The organism is Stenotrophomonas sp. STEN008, from assembly GCF_056760435.1.
The window spans coordinates 186,827-202,575 of the sequence record NZ_JBRRET010000003.1 but is presented as its reverse complement, the minus strand read 5'-3'; the positions used below and the strand labels follow the sequence as shown (position 1 = coordinate 202,575).

The window sequence follows — 15,749 nt, the reverse complement described above, 5'->3', positions numbered from 1 at the left end:
CGCTCACACCTCCAGGGCGTAGCCCAGGCCACGGTGGGTCCGGATCGGGTCGGTGCTGGCGCCGGCCGCGCGCAGCTTGGCACGCAGGGTCTTGACGTGCGTATCGACCGTGCGGTCGGCGCTGTCGGCACTGCTGTCCCAGCCGCGGTCCATCAGCTGGGCGCGGCTGAGGATGGCCCCGGGGCGTTGCAGCAGGGCTTCTAGCAGGGCGTACTCGTAGCGGGTCAGGTCCAGCGCCTGGCCGTGGAAGCGGACACGCCGGCCCTCGCGGTCGATGGCGAAGGCGCCATGCGTCTGCCAGCCTGCATCGGTGTCGCTGGCAGCAGGCGCCGCCCGCCGCAGCCGCGCGCGTACCCGCGCCACCAGCTCGCGCGGCGAGAACGGCTTGGCCATGTAGTCATCGGCGCCCAGCTCCAGGCCCAGCACCCGGTCCAGTTCGTCGTTGCGGGCGGTCAGGAAGATCACCGGCAGCTGCGCCTGCGGCCCGGGCAGCGCACGCAGCCGACGACAGACCTCGAAGCCGCTCAGGTCCGGCAGGCCCACGTCCAGCACCACCACATCGATGCCACCGTCCCGCAGCCGCTGCAGGGCATCGCTGCCGAGCAGGCAGTGACTGGCCAGGTAGCCCTCGCTGCGCAGCGCGTAGAGCACGGTTTCGGCGATGGCGGCTTCGTCCTCGACCACCAGGACATGGGCAACGGGAGCTGTCATGGCGCGCAGCATAGCCGCTGCGGCCGCCGCCCCGTACACTGCCCGCATGAATTACCGCCATGCCTTCCACGCCGGCAACCATGCCGATGTCCTCAAGCACATCGTGCAGCTGGCCCTGATCGACAGCTTCAAGCGCAAGGACAGCCCGTTCTTCGTGCTGGACACCCACGGCGGCGCTGGCCGCTATCTGCTGGCCAGCGAAGAGAGCCGCAAGACGCTGGAGGCCGAATCCGGGGTCATGCGCCTGATGGCGCAGCCGAAGCTGCCGGACGTGGTCGAGCGCTACCTGAAGGCCGTGCAGGCCGACAATCCGGTCGGCGCGCTGACCAACTACCCCGGCTCGCCCCTGCTCACCGCCCAGGCCATGCGTGCGCAGGACCGGATGGCGGTATGCGAGCTGCAGGAAGACGAAGCAGGCACGCTCAAGGCCCTGTTCGCCCATGACAGCCGGGTCGGCGTGCACCCGGGCGACGGCTATGCACTGCTGCGCTCGCTGCTGCCGCCGAAGGTCAACGGCAGCAAGATCGGCCGCGGCCTGGTGCTGATCGACCCGCCCTACGAGGCCCAGGACGCCGAGTACCAGCGCATCCTGGCAGCGCTGGCCGAGACGCTGGCGCGCTGGCCGCAGGCCACCTGCGCGGTGTGGTTCCCGATCAAGCAGCGCCGCACGATCCTGCATTTCCTGCGCAAGGCCACTGCCCTGCCGGTCAAGTCGGCAGTGACCATCGAGTTCCTGGTACGCCCCGACGACTCACCGCTGCGCCTCAACGGCAGCGGCATGCTGGTGCTCAATGCCCCCTGGCAGTTCGACCGGGCGGTCGGTCCTGCCCTGCCGGCGCTGCGCCAGCACCTGGGTGAGCCCGGTGCCAGCACCCGCCTGGATTGGCTCAAGGCACCTGAATAATGGCCTTCACGAGGCTGTACGCCCGTGAGCCTTTTGTTCACGGAAGACAGCCCCGGTGATGCCACAATCGATGGACCACCAAGGAATCACCCGGTATGGCCACTCGCAACCGCATGCCGCCCTGGCATGAGATCTTCAAGGCTCCCAGCGGCCACGAGCTGCTGATCCGCCCCATCCGCCCGGAAGACAGCGCGCCGCTGCAAGCGGCCTTCAGCCTGTTCGGGCCGGAAGAAATCCGCGACCGTTTCCTGCAGGCGGTGACCGAGCTGTCACCGGAAACCACCCAGCGCCTGACCCATCCGAATCCCAAGACCGAGATCACCCTGGTCGCGGCCGAGTCCCTGCCCGCCGGTGAGGCCGTGGTCGGTGCGGTCGCCCGGGCCTCGATCATCCCCGGTACCCGCGAAGCCGAGTACGCGATCCTGATCAGCCGCTTCCTCATCGGCCAGGGCCTGGGCCGGCAGCTGATGCGCAAGCTGGTGAAGTGGGGCCGGGGCAAGTACCTGGATCGCCTGTACGGCGATGTGGCGGCCGAGAACGAGCCGATGAAGCAGCTGGCCGCCTCGCTGGGCTTCAAGCCCGTTCCGCACCCGAACGGCACCGAAGGGCTGGTGCGCATGGTGCTGGAACTGGACAACTGACGGTGACGCCGGGCGCGGCCCGGCGATGCCGTTGCAGCCACTGCGCACGCCGGGCATGGCCCGGCGCTGCCCGCTCACGCAGCAATCATGGGGCGGGTGGAGGCTTCTGCTAAAATCTGCGGTCCATGTCGCGTACTTCATACCCCGCCCCGCCGCTGCCGCGCGCCGGCCAGCTCCGCGCCTGGTGGCGCGCCCCCGCTTCACCGACCGCCCTGGCCTGGTACCTGGCCCAGGCGGCGCGCGCGCATGACGCGCCGTTGCTGGTGGTTGCCCGTGACAACCACGGCGCCAACCAGCTCGAAGCCGATCTGCAGACCCTGCTGGGCAACGATCCCGCGCTGCCGGTGATCGCCTTCCCGGACTGGGAAACCCTGCCCTACGACCGCTTCAGCCCGCATCCGGACATCATCTCGCAGCGCCTGGCGGCCCTGCACCGCCTGCCTTCGCTCAAGCGCGGCCTGGTGGTGGTGCCGGTCCAGACCCTGCTGCAGCAGCTGGCCCCGCGCAGCTACGTGATCGGCGGCAGCTTCGACCTGAAGGTCGGCCAGCGCCTGGACCTGGAGGCCGAGAAACGCCGCCTGGAAAGCGCGGGCTACCGCAACGTGCCGCAGGTGATGGACCCCGGTGACTTCGCCGTGCGCGGCGGCCTGCTCGATGTGTTCCCGATGGGCGCCGACGAGCCCTTGCGGGTGGAGCTGCTGGACGAGGACATCGACTCGATCCGCGCCTTCGACCCGGAAAGCCAGCGCTCGCTGGACAGGGTCGAGTCGGTGCACATGCTGCCCGGCCGCGAAGTACCGATGGATGAGGCCAGCATCGGCCGCGTGCTGGCCACCCTGCGTGAGCGCTTCGATGTCGACACGCGCCGCAGCGCGCTGTACCAGGACCTCAAGTCCGGGTTGGCCCCGGCCGGCATCGAGTACTATCTGCCGCTGTTCTTCGATCGCACCGCCAGCCTGTTCGACTACCTGCCTGCCGGCAGCCTGCCGGTGGTGTGTGCCGGCGCCGGCGAAGCCGCCGACGCGTTCTGGGCACAGACCGGCGAACGCTACGAGCAGCGCCGCCACGATGTCGAGCGCCCGCTGCTGCCGCCCTCGGCGCTGTACCTTTCGCCTGAGCAGCTGCGCGAGCGGCTGAACGACGCGCCACGCATCGAAGTATGGGCCGCCGACCATGCGCGCATCGCCGATGCACATGCGCTGGGCGACCAGCCCCTGCCGGCGCTACCGGTAGCGGCCCGCGAAGCGCCCGCTGGCGACGCGCTGAAATCCTTCCTCGGCCACTACCCCGGCCGGGTACTGATCGCCGCAGATTCACCGGGCCGCCGCGAAGCCCTGCTGGAAGTGCTGCAGGCGGCCGAACTGAAGCCGCCGGTGGTTGCCGACCTGCCCGCCTTCCTCGCCAGCGATGTGCGCTTTGCCATCACCGTGGCGCCGCTGGAAGATGGCTTCGCCCTGGACGATCCGCGCCTGGCGGTCCTGACCGAACGCCAGCTGTTCCCCGAGCGCGCCGGCAGCACCCGCCGCACGCGCCGCGCCGGCCGCGAACCGGAAGCGATCATCCGTGACCTGGGCGAGCTGACCGAAGGCGCGCCGATCGTGCACGAGGATCATGGCGTGGGCCGTTATCGCGGCCTGATCGCGATGGACGTCGGTGGCATGCCGGGCGAGTTCCTGGAAATCGAGTATGCCAAGGGCGACCGCCTGTACGTTCCGGTCGCACAGCTGCATCTCATCAGCCGCTACTCCGGCGCATCCGCCGAGACCGCGCCCCTGCATTCGCTCGGGGGCGAGCAGTGGACCAAGGCCAAGCGCAAGGCCGCCGAGAAGGTGCGCGACGTCGCCGCCGAACTGCTGGAAATCCAGGCGCGCCGGCAGGCACGTGCCGGACTGGCCCTGCAGGTCGACCGCGCGATGTACGAACCATTCGCCGCCGGCTTCCCGTTCGAGGAGACACCCGACCAGCTGGCCGCCATCGACGCGACCCTGCGCGACCTCGCCAGCAGCCAGCCGATGGACCGCGTGGTCTGCGGCGATGTCGGCTTCGGCAAGACCGAGGTCGCCGTGCGCGCCGCGTTCGCCGCCGCCAGTGCCGGCAAGCAGGTGGCGGTGCTGGTGCCGACCACGCTGCTGGCCGAACAGCACTACCGCAACTTCCGCGACCGCTTCGCCGATTACCCGCTCAAGGTGGAAGTGCTGTCGCGCTTCAAGAGCACCAAGGAGATCAAGGCCGAACTGGAGAAGGTCGCTGCCGGCACCATCGATGTCATCGTGGGCACCCACCGCCTGCTGCAGCCGGACGTGAAGTTCAAGGATCTGGGCATGGTCATCGTCGACGAGGAACAACGTTTCGGCGTACGCCAGAAGGAGGCGCTGAAGGCGTTGCGTGCCAACGTGCACCTGCTGACCCTGACCGCCACGCCGATCCCGCGCACGCTGAACATGGCCATGGCCGGCCTTCGCGACCTGTCGATCATCGCCACGCCGCCGCCGAACCGGCTGGCGGTACAGACCTTCATCACGCAATGGGACAACGCGCTGCTGCGCGAGGCCTTCCAGCGCGAACTGGCGCGTGGTGGCCAGCTGTACTTCCTGCACAACGACGTGGAGAGCATCGGCCGCATGCAGCGCGAGCTGTCCGAACTCGTGCCGGAAGCGCGCATCGGCATCGCCCATGGCCAGATGCCGGAGCGCGAACTGGAGAAGGTGATGCTGGATTTCCAGAAGCAGCGCTTCAACGTGCTGCTGTCGACCACGATCATCGAGTCGGGCATCGACATCCCCAACGCCAACACCATCATCATCAACCGCGCTGACCGCTTCGGCCTGGCCCAGCTGCACCAGCTGCGCGGCCGCGTGGGGCGTTCGCACCACCGCGCCTACGCCTACCTGATCACGCCTGACCGCCGTGCGATCACCCCGGATGCCGAGAAGCGCCTGGAAGCCATCGCCTCCATGGACGAGCTGGGCGCCGGCTTCACCCTGGCCACGCACGATCTGGAAATCCGCGGTGCCGGTGAACTGCTCGGCGAGGACCAGAGCGGGCAGATGGCCGAAGTCGGCTTCAGCCTGTATACCGAGCTCCTGGAGCGCGCGGTACGCAGCATCAAGCAGGGCAAGCTGCCGGACCTGGATGCCGGCGAGGAAGTGCGCGGTGCCGACGTCGAGCTGCATGTGCCGGCCCTGATTCCGGAAGACTACCTGCCGGACGTGCATACCCGCCTGACGCTGTACAAGCGCATTTCCAGCGCGCGCGACAACGATGCGCTGCGCGAGCTGCAGGTCGAGATGATCGATCGCTTCGGCCTGCTGCCGGACCCGGCCAAGCACCTGTTCGCGGTTGCCGAGCTGAAGCTGCGGGCCAACGCGCTGGGCATCCGCAAGCTGGACCTGGGCGAAAACGGTGGCCGCATCGTGTTCGAATCGAAGCCGGACATCGACCCGATGGCCGTGATCCAGCTGATCCAGAAGCAGCCGAACCTGTATGCGATGGAAGGCCCGGACAAGCTCCGCATCAAGCACCCGCTGCCCTTGCCGGAAGACCGCTTCAATGCGGCCCGCGCCCTGCTGACGACCCTCGCCCCGGGTTGATTTCCCACCGCCACCATCCCGCACCGGCCCCACCCGGTGCGGGCGGACGACCATGCTGCCTGACGCCGTACCCGCCCCCGACCTGCTGCACGCACAGGCCTGCCTGATCGATGCCCTGGCCATGTCGCTGCAGATGCGCGACGCTTACACCCGCCATCACTGTGACCGGGTCGGCCAACTGGCGCAGCGCCTGGCCCTGCACTGCGACCTGGACCAGGAGGCCGGCACGCGGGTCGCGCTGGCCGCGCGATTCCATGACATCGGCAAGATCGGCATTCCCGACGACGTGCTGCTGAGCCCTCGTCGGCACACCGAGCAGGAGCGCGCGATCATGCGTGAGCATCCCGTGCGTGGCGAGCACATCTTCCTGACCACCGGCCGCAGCGATGCCGCCGCGGTGGCCAGGCTGATCCGGGCCCATCACGAGGCATTCGACGGCAGCGGCTATCCCGACGGCCTGCACGGCGAGCACATCCCGCTGGGCGCGCGCATTGTCACGCTCGCCGACGCCTACGATGCGATGACCAGTGATCGTCCGTACCGGGCGGCGATGGCGCACGGAACGGCACTGCGCATCCTCGATGACCAGGCCGGCGGCCTGATCGACCCCTACGTGCTGCAGCGCTTCCATCGCCTGCTGGCGCAGGAACCTGCGCTGGCCTGAGATCCGGCGCCACCGGGCGAACAGACAAAAGGCCCGGCTTGCGCCGGGCCTTTCGCATCACGCTTCACGTGTGATCGGTTACCAGATCACCACGCGCTTGTCGTCGGCACGCACCATCGCGTCACCGGCCTTGCACTGGAACGCAGCCGCGAACGACGGCATGTTCGAGGGCGCACCGTTGGCGCGGAAGTTGGCCGGCGCGTGCGGATCGGTGTTCAGGCGCACGCGCAGTTCGCCATCGGTGAAGTTGCGACGCCACACGGTGGCCCAGTTCATGAAGAAGCGCTGGTCCTGGCTGTAGCCATCGACCTCGACGTTCGCCTTCGGATCTTCCTTCAGCGCCATCTGCAGCGCGTCATAGGCAACGGTCAGGCCGCCCAGGTCGCCGATGTTCTCGCCCAGGGTCAGCTTGCCCTTCACATTCACGCCGGGCACCGCTTCGTAGCCATCGAACTGCGCGACCAGCTGGTCGGTACGTTCGGTGAACGCCTTGCGGTCGGCATCGGTCCACCAGTTGTCGAAGTTGCCGTTGGCGGCGAACTGGCTGCCCGAATCGTCGTAGCCGTGCATCATCTCGTGGCCGATCACCGCGCCGATGCCGCCGTAGTTCAGTGCCGGATCGGCCTTGGCGTCGAAGAACGGCGCCTGCAGGATCGCTGCCGGGAACACGATCTCGTTCTTGGTGGCGTTGTAGTAGGCGTTGACGGTCTGCGGCGTCATGCCCCACTCGGTCCTGTCCACCGGCTTGCCGATCTTGTCCAGCATGTAGCGGTAGTTGAACGCGCGCGCCGCCTGCATGTTGCCGAGGTAGCTGTCGCCGTTGGTCTGCAGGCCTGCCCAGTCACGCCACTTGTCCGGGTAACCGATCTTCGGGGTGAAGCTGGCCCACTTCTCCAGTGCCTTCTTCTTGGTTTCCTCGCCCATCCACGGCAGCTGCTCCAGGCGCACCTTCAACGCCTGCGACAGGTTTTCCACCAGGTGCTGCATGGCCACCTTCGACTCGGCCGGGAATACGGCGTCGACGTACAGCTGGCCCAGCGCCTCGCCCATGCCGCCGTTGACCGACTCCAGCACGCGCTTCCAGCGCGGCTGCATTTCCTTCTGGCCACGCAGGGTGGTGCCATAGAAATCGAAGTTGGCCTTCTCGAACTGGCTGCTCAGGTACGGCGAGGCGTCGTCGATGGTGTGGAAGCGCAGGTAGGCCTGCCAGGTGCTGGCCGGCACATCGGCCAGCATCTTGTCCATCTCGGAGAAGAAGCCCGGCTGGGCCAGCGAGAACTTCTGCGCGGCCGGCACCTTCAGGGTGTCGAACAGCGCGGTCCAGCTGAAATTCGGGGTCAGCCTGTCGGCGTCGGCAGCACTGAGCGGGTTGTAGCGCTTGGCCGGGTCACGCATTTCGATGCGCGACATGGACGCCTTGGCCAAGCGGGTTTCGAAGGCCATCACGGCCTTGGCCTGCTCGGCGGCCTGCGCGGCGTCCACGCCGGACAGGGTCAGCACCTGCGCGATGTAGGCCACGTAGGCGTCGCGGATCTTGGCCTGCGCATCATCGAAGTAGTAGCCCTTCTCCGGCAGGCCGAGGCCGCCCTGGCCGACGTAGGCGATGACATTGGCCGAATCCTTGTAATCGGCATTGGCGAACAGCGAGAACAGCACGCCCTTGCCCTCGGCCTGGCTGTCGCGCAGGTACTGGGTGAGGGTGGCGGTGTCCTTCAGCGCGGCGATCTTGTCGAGCTGCGGCTGCAGCGGTGCCAAGCCCGCAGCCTCGATCTTCGCTTCGTCGTTGCCGGTCTTCCAGATGTCGCCGATCTTGGCTTCCACCGAACCGGTCTTGGCCTGGCTGGCGGCAGCCTGCTGTACCAGCGCATGCTGCACTTCCAGCGAGCGCTCGCGCAGGATTTCGAAGCTGCCCCAGGTGGTCTGGTCGCCCGGTACCGGATTGGCCTTCAGCCACTTGCTGTTGACGAAGCCATTGAGGTCGGTGCAGGCCGCGATGGCCGGATCGAGATCGGCGCTGTTGAGCGAGATCAGCGGCGTCTTGATCTGTGACAGGTCGAAGGCCGGCGTAGCGTCGGCACTGGTCGCCGGTGCAGTTTCGTTCTTGCCACACGCAGCCAGGGAGGCGGCGATGGCGATGGTCAGGCCCAGCGGGGCCAGGTTGCGGACGTTCATGAGGCTCTCCTGCGGGTAATTCCACAGGGTAGACGGGGACACCCGCGGCAGGGACCGGCCAAAGGTCACAGAGCGCTCGTCATGTGGCGCCGAGCCCTGCTCTGCGCCACAAAAAAGCGAAGGCCGGCGTGCGCCGGCCTTCCGATGGTTACCTGGCCTTGCCCTGGTTGGCCACGGCCTCAGCGGCCTTCCGCGCCGCTTCCGGGTCGCCCAGGTAGCGGAACGACTGCACGGTCAGGTCATCGTTCAGTTCGAACAGCAGCGGAATGCCGGTCGGAATGTTCAGCTCGAGGATTTCCTCGCGCGAAACATTGTTGAGGTACTTGTACAGCGCGCGCAGCGAGTTGCCGTGGGCGGTGACCAGCACCGTCTTGCCGTCCTTCAGCTGCGGCGCGATGGCGTCGTGCCAGTACGGCAGCACGCGGTCGAGGGTGGTGGCCAGCGATTCGGTACCCGGCAGCGCGTTGCGATCCAGCCCGGCGTAGCGACGGTCGTGGATCGGATGGCCCGGGTCTTCCAGATCCATCGGCGGCGGCGGGATGTCATAGGAGCGACGCCACACCTTGACCTGCTCCTCGCCGTGCTTTGCAGCGGTCTCGGCCTTGTCCAGGCCCTGCAGGCCGCCGTAATGGCGCTCGTTGAGACGCCAGGACTTGTTCACCGGCAGCCAGTCCTGCTCCAGCTCGGCCAGCGCACCCTGCAGGGTGTGGATGGCGCGCTTCAACACCGAGGTGTGGGCGACGTCGAACTGCAGGCCTTCCTCGCGCATCAGGCGGCCCGCGGCAGCCGCTTCCCGGCGCCCCTGCTCCGTCAGGTCGACATCGACCCAGCCGGTGAAGCGGTTGTCCAGGTTCCACTGGCTCTGGCCATGGCGCAACAGTACGAGTTTACGGGTCACTGCAGGATCTCCAACGCGAGGAAAGGCAGGCCGCCATTGTAGCCCCGGGGCCGCTCACCGTGCCGTGGCGCGGCCCATGCGATGCTGTGATCGATGAATACCGTGATCGATCCCGGGCGCTGGCAGGGCAGCGTCGTCGCCGCACGCGAGCAACAGCTGCGGCTTGCGGCGCGGGTGGAGCGCAGCGACCGCCTGCCGGGTACCGTACGCTGGCTGGCCGGGCTGGACGTCGGCTTCGAGGACGACGGCCGCACCACCCGCGCCGCAGCCGTGCTGCTGGATGCCGCCACCCTGCAACCGGTGGCCCGGGAGATCGCCCGCATTCCCACGGTGATGCCTTACATCCCTGGCCTGCTCAGCTTCCGCGAGCTGCCCGCCCTGCTCGCTGCACTGGCCCTGCTGCCGCGTTCGCCGGACCTGGTCTTCGTCGACGGGCACGGCATCAGCCATCCGCGACGGCTGGGCGTGGCGGCGCACCTGGGCGTCGTCACCGATCTGCCGAGCATCGGCGTGGCCAAGTCGAAACTGGTCGGTCGCTTCGTCGAGCCCGCAGACGAGGCTGGCGCGCATACGCCCCTGCTCGATGGCGATGAACAGCTCGGCTGGGTGCTGCGCAGCAAGGTCCGCTGCAGGCCGCTGTTCGTCGCTGGCGGGCACCGCATCAGCGCCGATACCGCACTGCAGTGGGTGCAGCGCACGCTGCGTGGCTATCGCCTGCCGGAGCCGACCCGCCTGGCGGATCGGCTGGCGTCGCGACGGGACGCGTAGCGGCAGATCAGTGGTGCACGTGGCCGCGATGGCCCTGCGCGTCCTCGCCGTGGTCGTGATCGTGCCGCGCATCCGGTGCGGCCGCACTGGGCGGCGCGGGATCTCCGCATGCCTCTCCGCAGTGATCCGCTTCAATCTGCAGGGTCACATGCTCGATGCCAAAGTCATCGTGCAGGCGACCTCCCAGCTCACGGCGCAGCACGTCGGCGTCGGTACCGTCGCGCATCACGACATGCGCGGTCAGCGCCGGCGTGCTCGAGGCCAGTGCCCACACATGCAGGTCATGCACGTCCAGCACCGCGGCATGACCGGACAGGCTGTCGCGGACCTTCGCCACATCCATGCCCTTGGGCACGCCTTCCAGCAGCACGTTGATCGCCTCGCGCATCAGCACATAGGTGCGTGGCAGCACCCACAGGCCGATCAGCACCGCCAGGATCGGGTCGATCGGCTGCCAGCCGGTCCAGCGGATCAGCAGCGCGCCGACGATCACCGCCACCGAGCCGAGCATGTCGGCCCACACTTCCAGGTAGGCACCTTTGACGTTGAGGCTTTCACCGCTGCCGGCCTGCAGCAGGCGCATCGAGATCAGATTGATGACCAGGCCGGCGGCGGCGATCACCAGCATGCCGGTGGAGGCAATCTCCTGCGGTTCGCGGAAGCGGCCGACCGCTTCCCACAGGATGTAGCCGGCCACCACGAACAGCATCGCGCCATTGATCATCGCGCCAAGGGCTTCCAGCCGCGCATAGCCATAGGTGCGGCGCGCGTCCGGCGGACGCCGGCTCAAGCGCACCGCGACCAGCGCGATCATCAGTGCCAGCGCGTCGGTGGCCATGTGGGCCGCATCGGACAGCAGCGCCAGGCTGTTGGTCCAGAACGCGCCGACGACTTCGACGACAAGGAAGGTGGAAGTCAGCCCCAACGCCCACCACAACGGCTTCTCGTGGCGGATCTGGGACGGCAGGTGATCGTGGTCGTGGCCCATGCAACAGCTCCTGTGCGATGCGGTCAGGCTACGGCGTGGCTGCGAGGGAGACTATTACGATGTTTATAACATTGCAGCTGTGCGGCGCCGGTCGCGCCGGGCGCGGCCCGGCGCTCGCCGATTGCACCGGGCCATGCCTGTCAGGCACCGCGTGCGCTCAGAAGCCGAAACGCAGGCTGGCCCAGTATGCGCGGCCCGGCTCGTTGTAGGTCGCCGCGCCAGCGTCGCTGCTGTTGGCTTCGCGGAACAGGCGCTTATCGGCCAGGTTGTTCACGCCGAAACCGAAGCTGACCGTCCCGGTAACCCTGTAGCGCGCGCTCACGCCCCAGATGTTGTATGCCCCCCGATCCTGCAGCACCACCGACGGATCGCAGCTTCCGGTGCAGCGAGGATCGTTGTTGATGTTGGTGGTGGCCGGCTCCTGCCTGCCGTAGAAGGTGCCGGTGAGCAGCAGCGACAGCTTTTCGGTGGCCTGCCAGTCCAGCATCGTGTTGACCGTGTACCGCGGTATCACCGACAGCGGCTGGCCGGTGCTCTTGTTCTCGTTCTCCACCATGTAGGTGAAGTTGCTGCTCCACTTCAGCCGGTCGCCCTGCTCGCCCAGCAGCGGCACCACCAGGTTGCCCTCCAGGCCCTGCACGATGGCCTTCGGTGCATTTTCCCAGCGGAAGATCCGGCCACGGGTATCGGCGGTGAGGCCGACCTGGGTATACCCGGCCTCGATCTTGTCCTTGTAGTCGTTGTGGAAGTAGGTCAACGAGGCCTGCCAGCCACTGTCCGGAGCCCATTCCACGCCCAGTTCCTTGTTCAGGCTGGTCTCGGCGTCCAGCTCCGCGTTGCCCTGCAGGTAGCAGCCCGCGCCCAGGCTCGGCAGTGCGTTGGGACAGCCGTTGCCACGGGTGTAGTACAGGTAGTCCGGATTGGACTGGTAGAGGTTGGGAGCCTTGAACGCGCGTGCGATGCCGCCCTTCACCACCCAGTCGCCATTGATGCGGAACTGCGCATTGAGGCTGGGGCTGGCGTTGTTGCCGAACTGGCTGTGGTGGTCGAAGCGCAGGCCCGGCGTCACGATCCAGCGTTCACCCAGGTAGATGTTGTCTTCGACGAAGACCGCCGTGGTCTGCGCATCGGACTTGCCGCGCGCGCGATCGGCCGACAGGCCCGGCAGGCCACCGCCACTGCTGCCGGACTGGCTCATCGAATACGGATCGGTCAGGCGGCTGTCGAGATGCTCGAAGCCCAGCGTCCAGACATTCTCCGCCGCGCCGATCGTGGTCGGGAAACTGACCTCGCCGTCGAGCTGGTAATTGCGCAGGCGGGAGGTGGACCAGTCGGTGCCGTTGAAGCTGCCCTCGGGGCCACCGGCCAGGCCTTCGTTGATGCGCGAATTGTTGACCGCTTCCACCGCAGCAGTAACGCGCGAGGTCACATCGCCCCAGCGGCCACGATGGGTGATCGCCCCGGTGGTGCGGTACATGCGGTTGGTCTCTGCCTCGCTCTCGGCCAGCGCCGCCAGATCGACCGGCGTGGAGGTACCGGTGTTGCTCACGGCACGGTCGCCCGCATAGATGTTGCCCTGGCGGCTGGTACCGGCTTCGAATTCCACCACCTGGCCGGCGTTGATGTCCCAGCGCAGCAGCGCGTTGACATCGCGGTTCTTGACGCCCTCGCGGCCTGCGGGAGGTACGGTGCCCGGCGCGGTGGCGAACGCGCGATTGAGTTCGAGCGAATCGGCGTCGGTCCTGTTGAGGTTGCCATACAGGCGGAAGGACAACGCATCGGTCATCGGGCCGCTCAACTGCAGGCCCACGCGCTCACTGCCACCTTCGGCGCTGTGCTCGGGTACCAGTCCGTACAGATCGACCGCTCCGGTCAGATCGCCCGTCGGGCGCTTGGTGATGATGTTGACCACGCCGCCGGAGGCGCCGGATCCATAGCGCGCCGCTGCCGGACCACGCAGCACTTCGATGCGCTCGATCATCTCCGCCGGCACCCAGTTGGTGTCGCCACGGGTATTGCGCTCACCACTGCGGCCCATGCGCACGGCGTCGCGGGCGCCGACGCGTTTGCCGTCCACCAGGATCAGCGTGTTCTCCGGCCCCATGCCGCGCAGGTCGATCTGGCGGTTGTTGCCGTACTGGCCGGACGCACTGTTGCCGGTGAGATTGACGCCGGGCATGGTCCGCAGCAGCTCGGCGATGTCGTTGGCAGGAGGACGGCGCGCGATGTCCTCGGCGGTGATTGTCGATGTACCCAGTGCTTGGCGCGCGATCTGCGAGGCGGTGACGTGTACCGTATCGATATCGGTCGCGTCGGTCTGCGCATGGGCACCCAGGGCACTGCCCGCAAGCAGGGCAGCAACGGCAAGCGCCAACGGGCGCGGCGGCGGAACAAGGACGGCAGACATCTTCAACACCTTCTGGCAGGGCAACGGGACCTCTGGCAAAGGGCTTGAGGCGACGACGGGGGAGTGGGAGCGGCGCCGCACATCTTCCGCAGGCCGATCCATGCGCGCATTCTCCCATCAATGCGATTGATTCTCAAATGCGTCAACTCAGTGCAAGCGCTTCGCAAATGTGCATGGGGCCAAGTACGCTCGTTCGCCGTACCCCTGCTGATGGGTACTACGCAGGAGGCCGGTGGCCGCCGGGGTGACGCGCTGCCGGTGCAGCGGCATGCAACGCCCACCATGCCAGCGCTGTCACCGCGATGCCTGCACCGAGTGCACAGACCCTGGTCCAGCCGTGGTGCGCCTGCATCCACGTACCGGCCGCAGCACCGACGCCGCTGCCGACCGCGTAGAACAGCATGTACAGCGCCACCAGGCGACCGTGCTGTTCGGCAGGCGCGCGCAGCAGCAACGCCTGGTTGGACACATGCAGTGCCTGTCCTCCCAGATCGAGCACCACCACGCCCAGCAGCAGCCATGCCAGGGCGTGCGGCAGACCCAGCAGGGGCCACCACGCAAGCAGCATCAGCAGCAGCGCCCCCAGGCTCACCCGCAGGCTGAAACCCCGATCCATCCAGCGCCCCACCCGTGCAGCCAGCAGCGCACCGACCATGCCGGCCAGACCGAGCGCGCCGATGGCCGCGGTCGACCAGTTCATCGGTGATGCCGACAGGGGCAGCGGTACGGCCGCCCAGAACACGTTGAGGCCGGCGAACAGCAGCAGCGCCAGAGGGCCACGCTCGCGCAGCGTGCGATCACTGCGCAGCATCGTCATCATCGAGCCGAGCAGGGCGCGCCAGGCCGGCGGCTGCGAGGGAACAGGCACGGCAGGCAGGCGTCGCCACAGCAGCATCGCCAACGCCGCCATCATCACTGCTGACAGCAGGTACACCGCGCGCCAGCCGGCCAGGGCCGCCACCGCGCCGGATACCACACGCGCAGCCAGCAGGCCGATGAACACCCCGCCCTGCACCATGCCAACCACGCGCCCCCGCTGCCCCGACGGTGCCAGCGTGGCTGCATAGGCGATGAGTCCCTGGGTGAGCGCCGTCCCGAGCAGGCCCGCCAGCAGCATGCCCCCCAGCAGCCAGGCGGTACTGCGTGCTGCCGCCAGTCCCAGCAGCACCATCACCAGTGCCAGCAGCTGCACGCGCAGCAGGCGGCGACGATCGCCGCGGTCGGCCAGCGGCAGCAGGCCGAGCAGGGCCAGCACGCTGCCGGCCTGGGTGGCGGCAACCACAGCGCCGGCCGTCGCGCGCTCCATGGCGAAGGCCTGCGCCAGGCGCTCCAGCAGCGGCTGTGCGTAATAGACATTGGCCACACTGGCACCCGCCGCGATGGCCAGCAGGCCCAACAGGGCGCGCGGAAGGACGGAAACGGGCATGAATGTGGTTGCATATTGAAACTGGATGCACCCTATCGACAATGGTTTTAAAATGCAACCACATCGTCACGAGCCTTGCCCATGCATGCCGACAGCCCCTGCCCCGTTGCCCGCAGCGCCGATCTGCTCGGTGATCGCTGGGCCCTGCTGATCATCCGCGATGCCCTTGATGGCGTTACCCGCTTCAGTGACTTCCAGCGCAGCCTCGGCGCAGCGCGCAACATCCTCAGCGACCGCCTGCGGCGTCTGGTCGAGGCCGGGCTGCTCCTGCAGCAACCTGCCAGCGATGGCAGCGCCTACCAGCAGTACGTGCTGACGCCAGCCGGACGCGAACTTTTCCCGGTGCTGGTGGCGCTGCGCCAATGGGGCGAACGCCATCGTTTCGCAACGGGTGAGGCGCACTCGCAGCTTGTCGAGCGTGCCAGCGGAGCGCCCCTTCCCTACATGCAGCCGCATGACCACACCGGTACGCCGCTGCTGGCGGAACAGACCGCGGTCCGCAAGGTGGACATGCGCTAGCCCGAGCCTCGCGTGCCGTTCCACCTGAGCGCGATGCGCCGGATCGATGATCCGCCTCCCA

12 protein-coding genes are annotated in these 15,749 nt (G+C 67.8%); 6 read left to right on the top strand and 6 right to left on the bottom strand.

The features are described from left to right. Positions 1-3: 3 nt before the first annotated feature. Positions 4-723: a two-component system response regulator CreB gene (gene creB / locus ACVOME_RS02945; RefSeq protein ID WP_111185841.1), complete on the bottom strand. Its 720-nt coding sequence runs from the start codon at positions 721-723 to the stop codon at positions 4-6. A 34-nt stretch (positions 724-757) separates the two neighbouring features. Between creB and ACVOME_RS02940 the strand changes: the two genes are divergently transcribed. From ACVOME_RS02940 to ACVOME_RS02925, 4 genes are all read left to right on the top strand, one after another. Beyond that, complete coding sequence (locus tag ACVOME_RS02940) at positions 758-1,615, top strand: 23S rRNA (adenine(2030)-N(6))-methyltransferase RlmJ (RefSeq protein WP_053517399.1); 858 nt, start codon at positions 758-760, stop codon at positions 1,613-1,615. 95 nt (positions 1,616-1,710) lie between these two features. Then, positions 1,711-2,256, top strand: a complete 546-nt coding sequence (locus ACVOME_RS02935) for a GNAT family N-acetyltransferase (protein ID WP_053517384.1) — start codon at positions 1,711-1,713, stop codon at positions 2,254-2,256. Positions 2,257-2,381: 125 nt separating this feature from the next. Then, the gene (gene mfd, locus ACVOME_RS02930) at positions 2,382-5,846 is read left to right on the top strand and encodes a transcription-repair coupling factor (RefSeq protein ID WP_262101108.1); all 3,465 of its coding nucleotides are present in this window, start codon (positions 2,382-2,384) and stop codon (positions 5,844-5,846) included. Between the two features lie 52 nt (positions 5,847-5,898). Next, positions 5,899-6,510 carry an HD-GYP domain-containing protein gene (locus tag ACVOME_RS02925; protein WP_481504701.1) on the top strand — a complete coding sequence of 204 codons (612 nt, stop codon included), beginning with the start codon at positions 5,899-5,901 and terminating at the stop codon, positions 6,508-6,510. Positions 6,511-6,588: 78 nt separating this feature from the next. Here ACVOME_RS02925 and ACVOME_RS02920 read toward each other — a convergent pair whose 3' ends face one another. Further along, positions 6,589-8,682 (bottom strand): M13 family metallopeptidase, encoded by a 2,094-nt coding sequence (locus ACVOME_RS02920; protein WP_197571884.1) that lies wholly within the window; start codon positions 8,680-8,682, stop codon positions 6,589-6,591. Positions 8,683-8,830: 148 nt separating this feature from the next. Then, positions 8,831-9,580 (bottom strand): 2,3-diphosphoglycerate-dependent phosphoglycerate mutase, encoded by a 750-nt coding sequence (gene gpmA, locus ACVOME_RS02915; RefSeq protein WP_053517379.1) that lies wholly within the window; start codon positions 9,578-9,580, stop codon positions 8,831-8,833. Between the two features lie 93 nt (positions 9,581-9,673). Between gpmA and nfi the strand changes: the two genes are divergently transcribed. Continuing rightward, on the top strand, positions 9,674-10,348 hold the full coding sequence (gene nfi / locus ACVOME_RS02910; protein WP_481504700.1) for a deoxyribonuclease V: 675 nt from the start codon (positions 9,674-9,676) through the stop codon (positions 10,346-10,348). Positions 10,349-10,355: 7 nt separating this feature from the next. Here the strand turns inward: nfi and ACVOME_RS02905 are convergent, their stop codons facing one another. The 3 genes from ACVOME_RS02905 to ACVOME_RS02895 all read right to left on the bottom strand — a co-directional run bounded on the left by ACVOME_RS02905 (position 10,356) and on the right by ACVOME_RS02895 (position 15,169). Then, positions 10,356-11,336, bottom strand: coding sequence for a cation diffusion facilitator family transporter (locus ACVOME_RS02905; RefSeq protein ID WP_053517376.1), 981 nt, complete (start codon positions 11,334-11,336; stop codon positions 10,356-10,358). Positions 11,337-11,493: 157 nt separating this feature from the next. Next, positions 11,494-13,743 (bottom strand): TonB-dependent siderophore receptor, encoded by a 2,250-nt coding sequence (locus tag ACVOME_RS02900; protein WP_461287651.1) that lies wholly within the window; start codon positions 13,741-13,743, stop codon positions 11,494-11,496. A gap of 217 nt (positions 13,744-13,960) precedes the next feature. After that, a complete protein-coding gene (locus tag ACVOME_RS02895) occupies positions 13,961-15,169 on the bottom strand; it encodes an MFS transporter (RefSeq protein ID WP_481504699.1) in 1,209 nt (402 codons plus the stop codon). An 81-nt stretch (positions 15,170-15,250) separates the two neighbouring features. Here ACVOME_RS02895 and ACVOME_RS02890 point away from each other — a divergent pair, with 81 nt between their 5' ends. After that, positions 15,251-15,688 (top strand): winged helix-turn-helix transcriptional regulator, encoded by a 438-nt coding sequence (locus ACVOME_RS02890; protein ID WP_481504698.1) that lies wholly within the window; start codon positions 15,251-15,253, stop codon positions 15,686-15,688. The last annotated feature ends 61 nt before the right edge of the window (positions 15,689-15,749 follow it).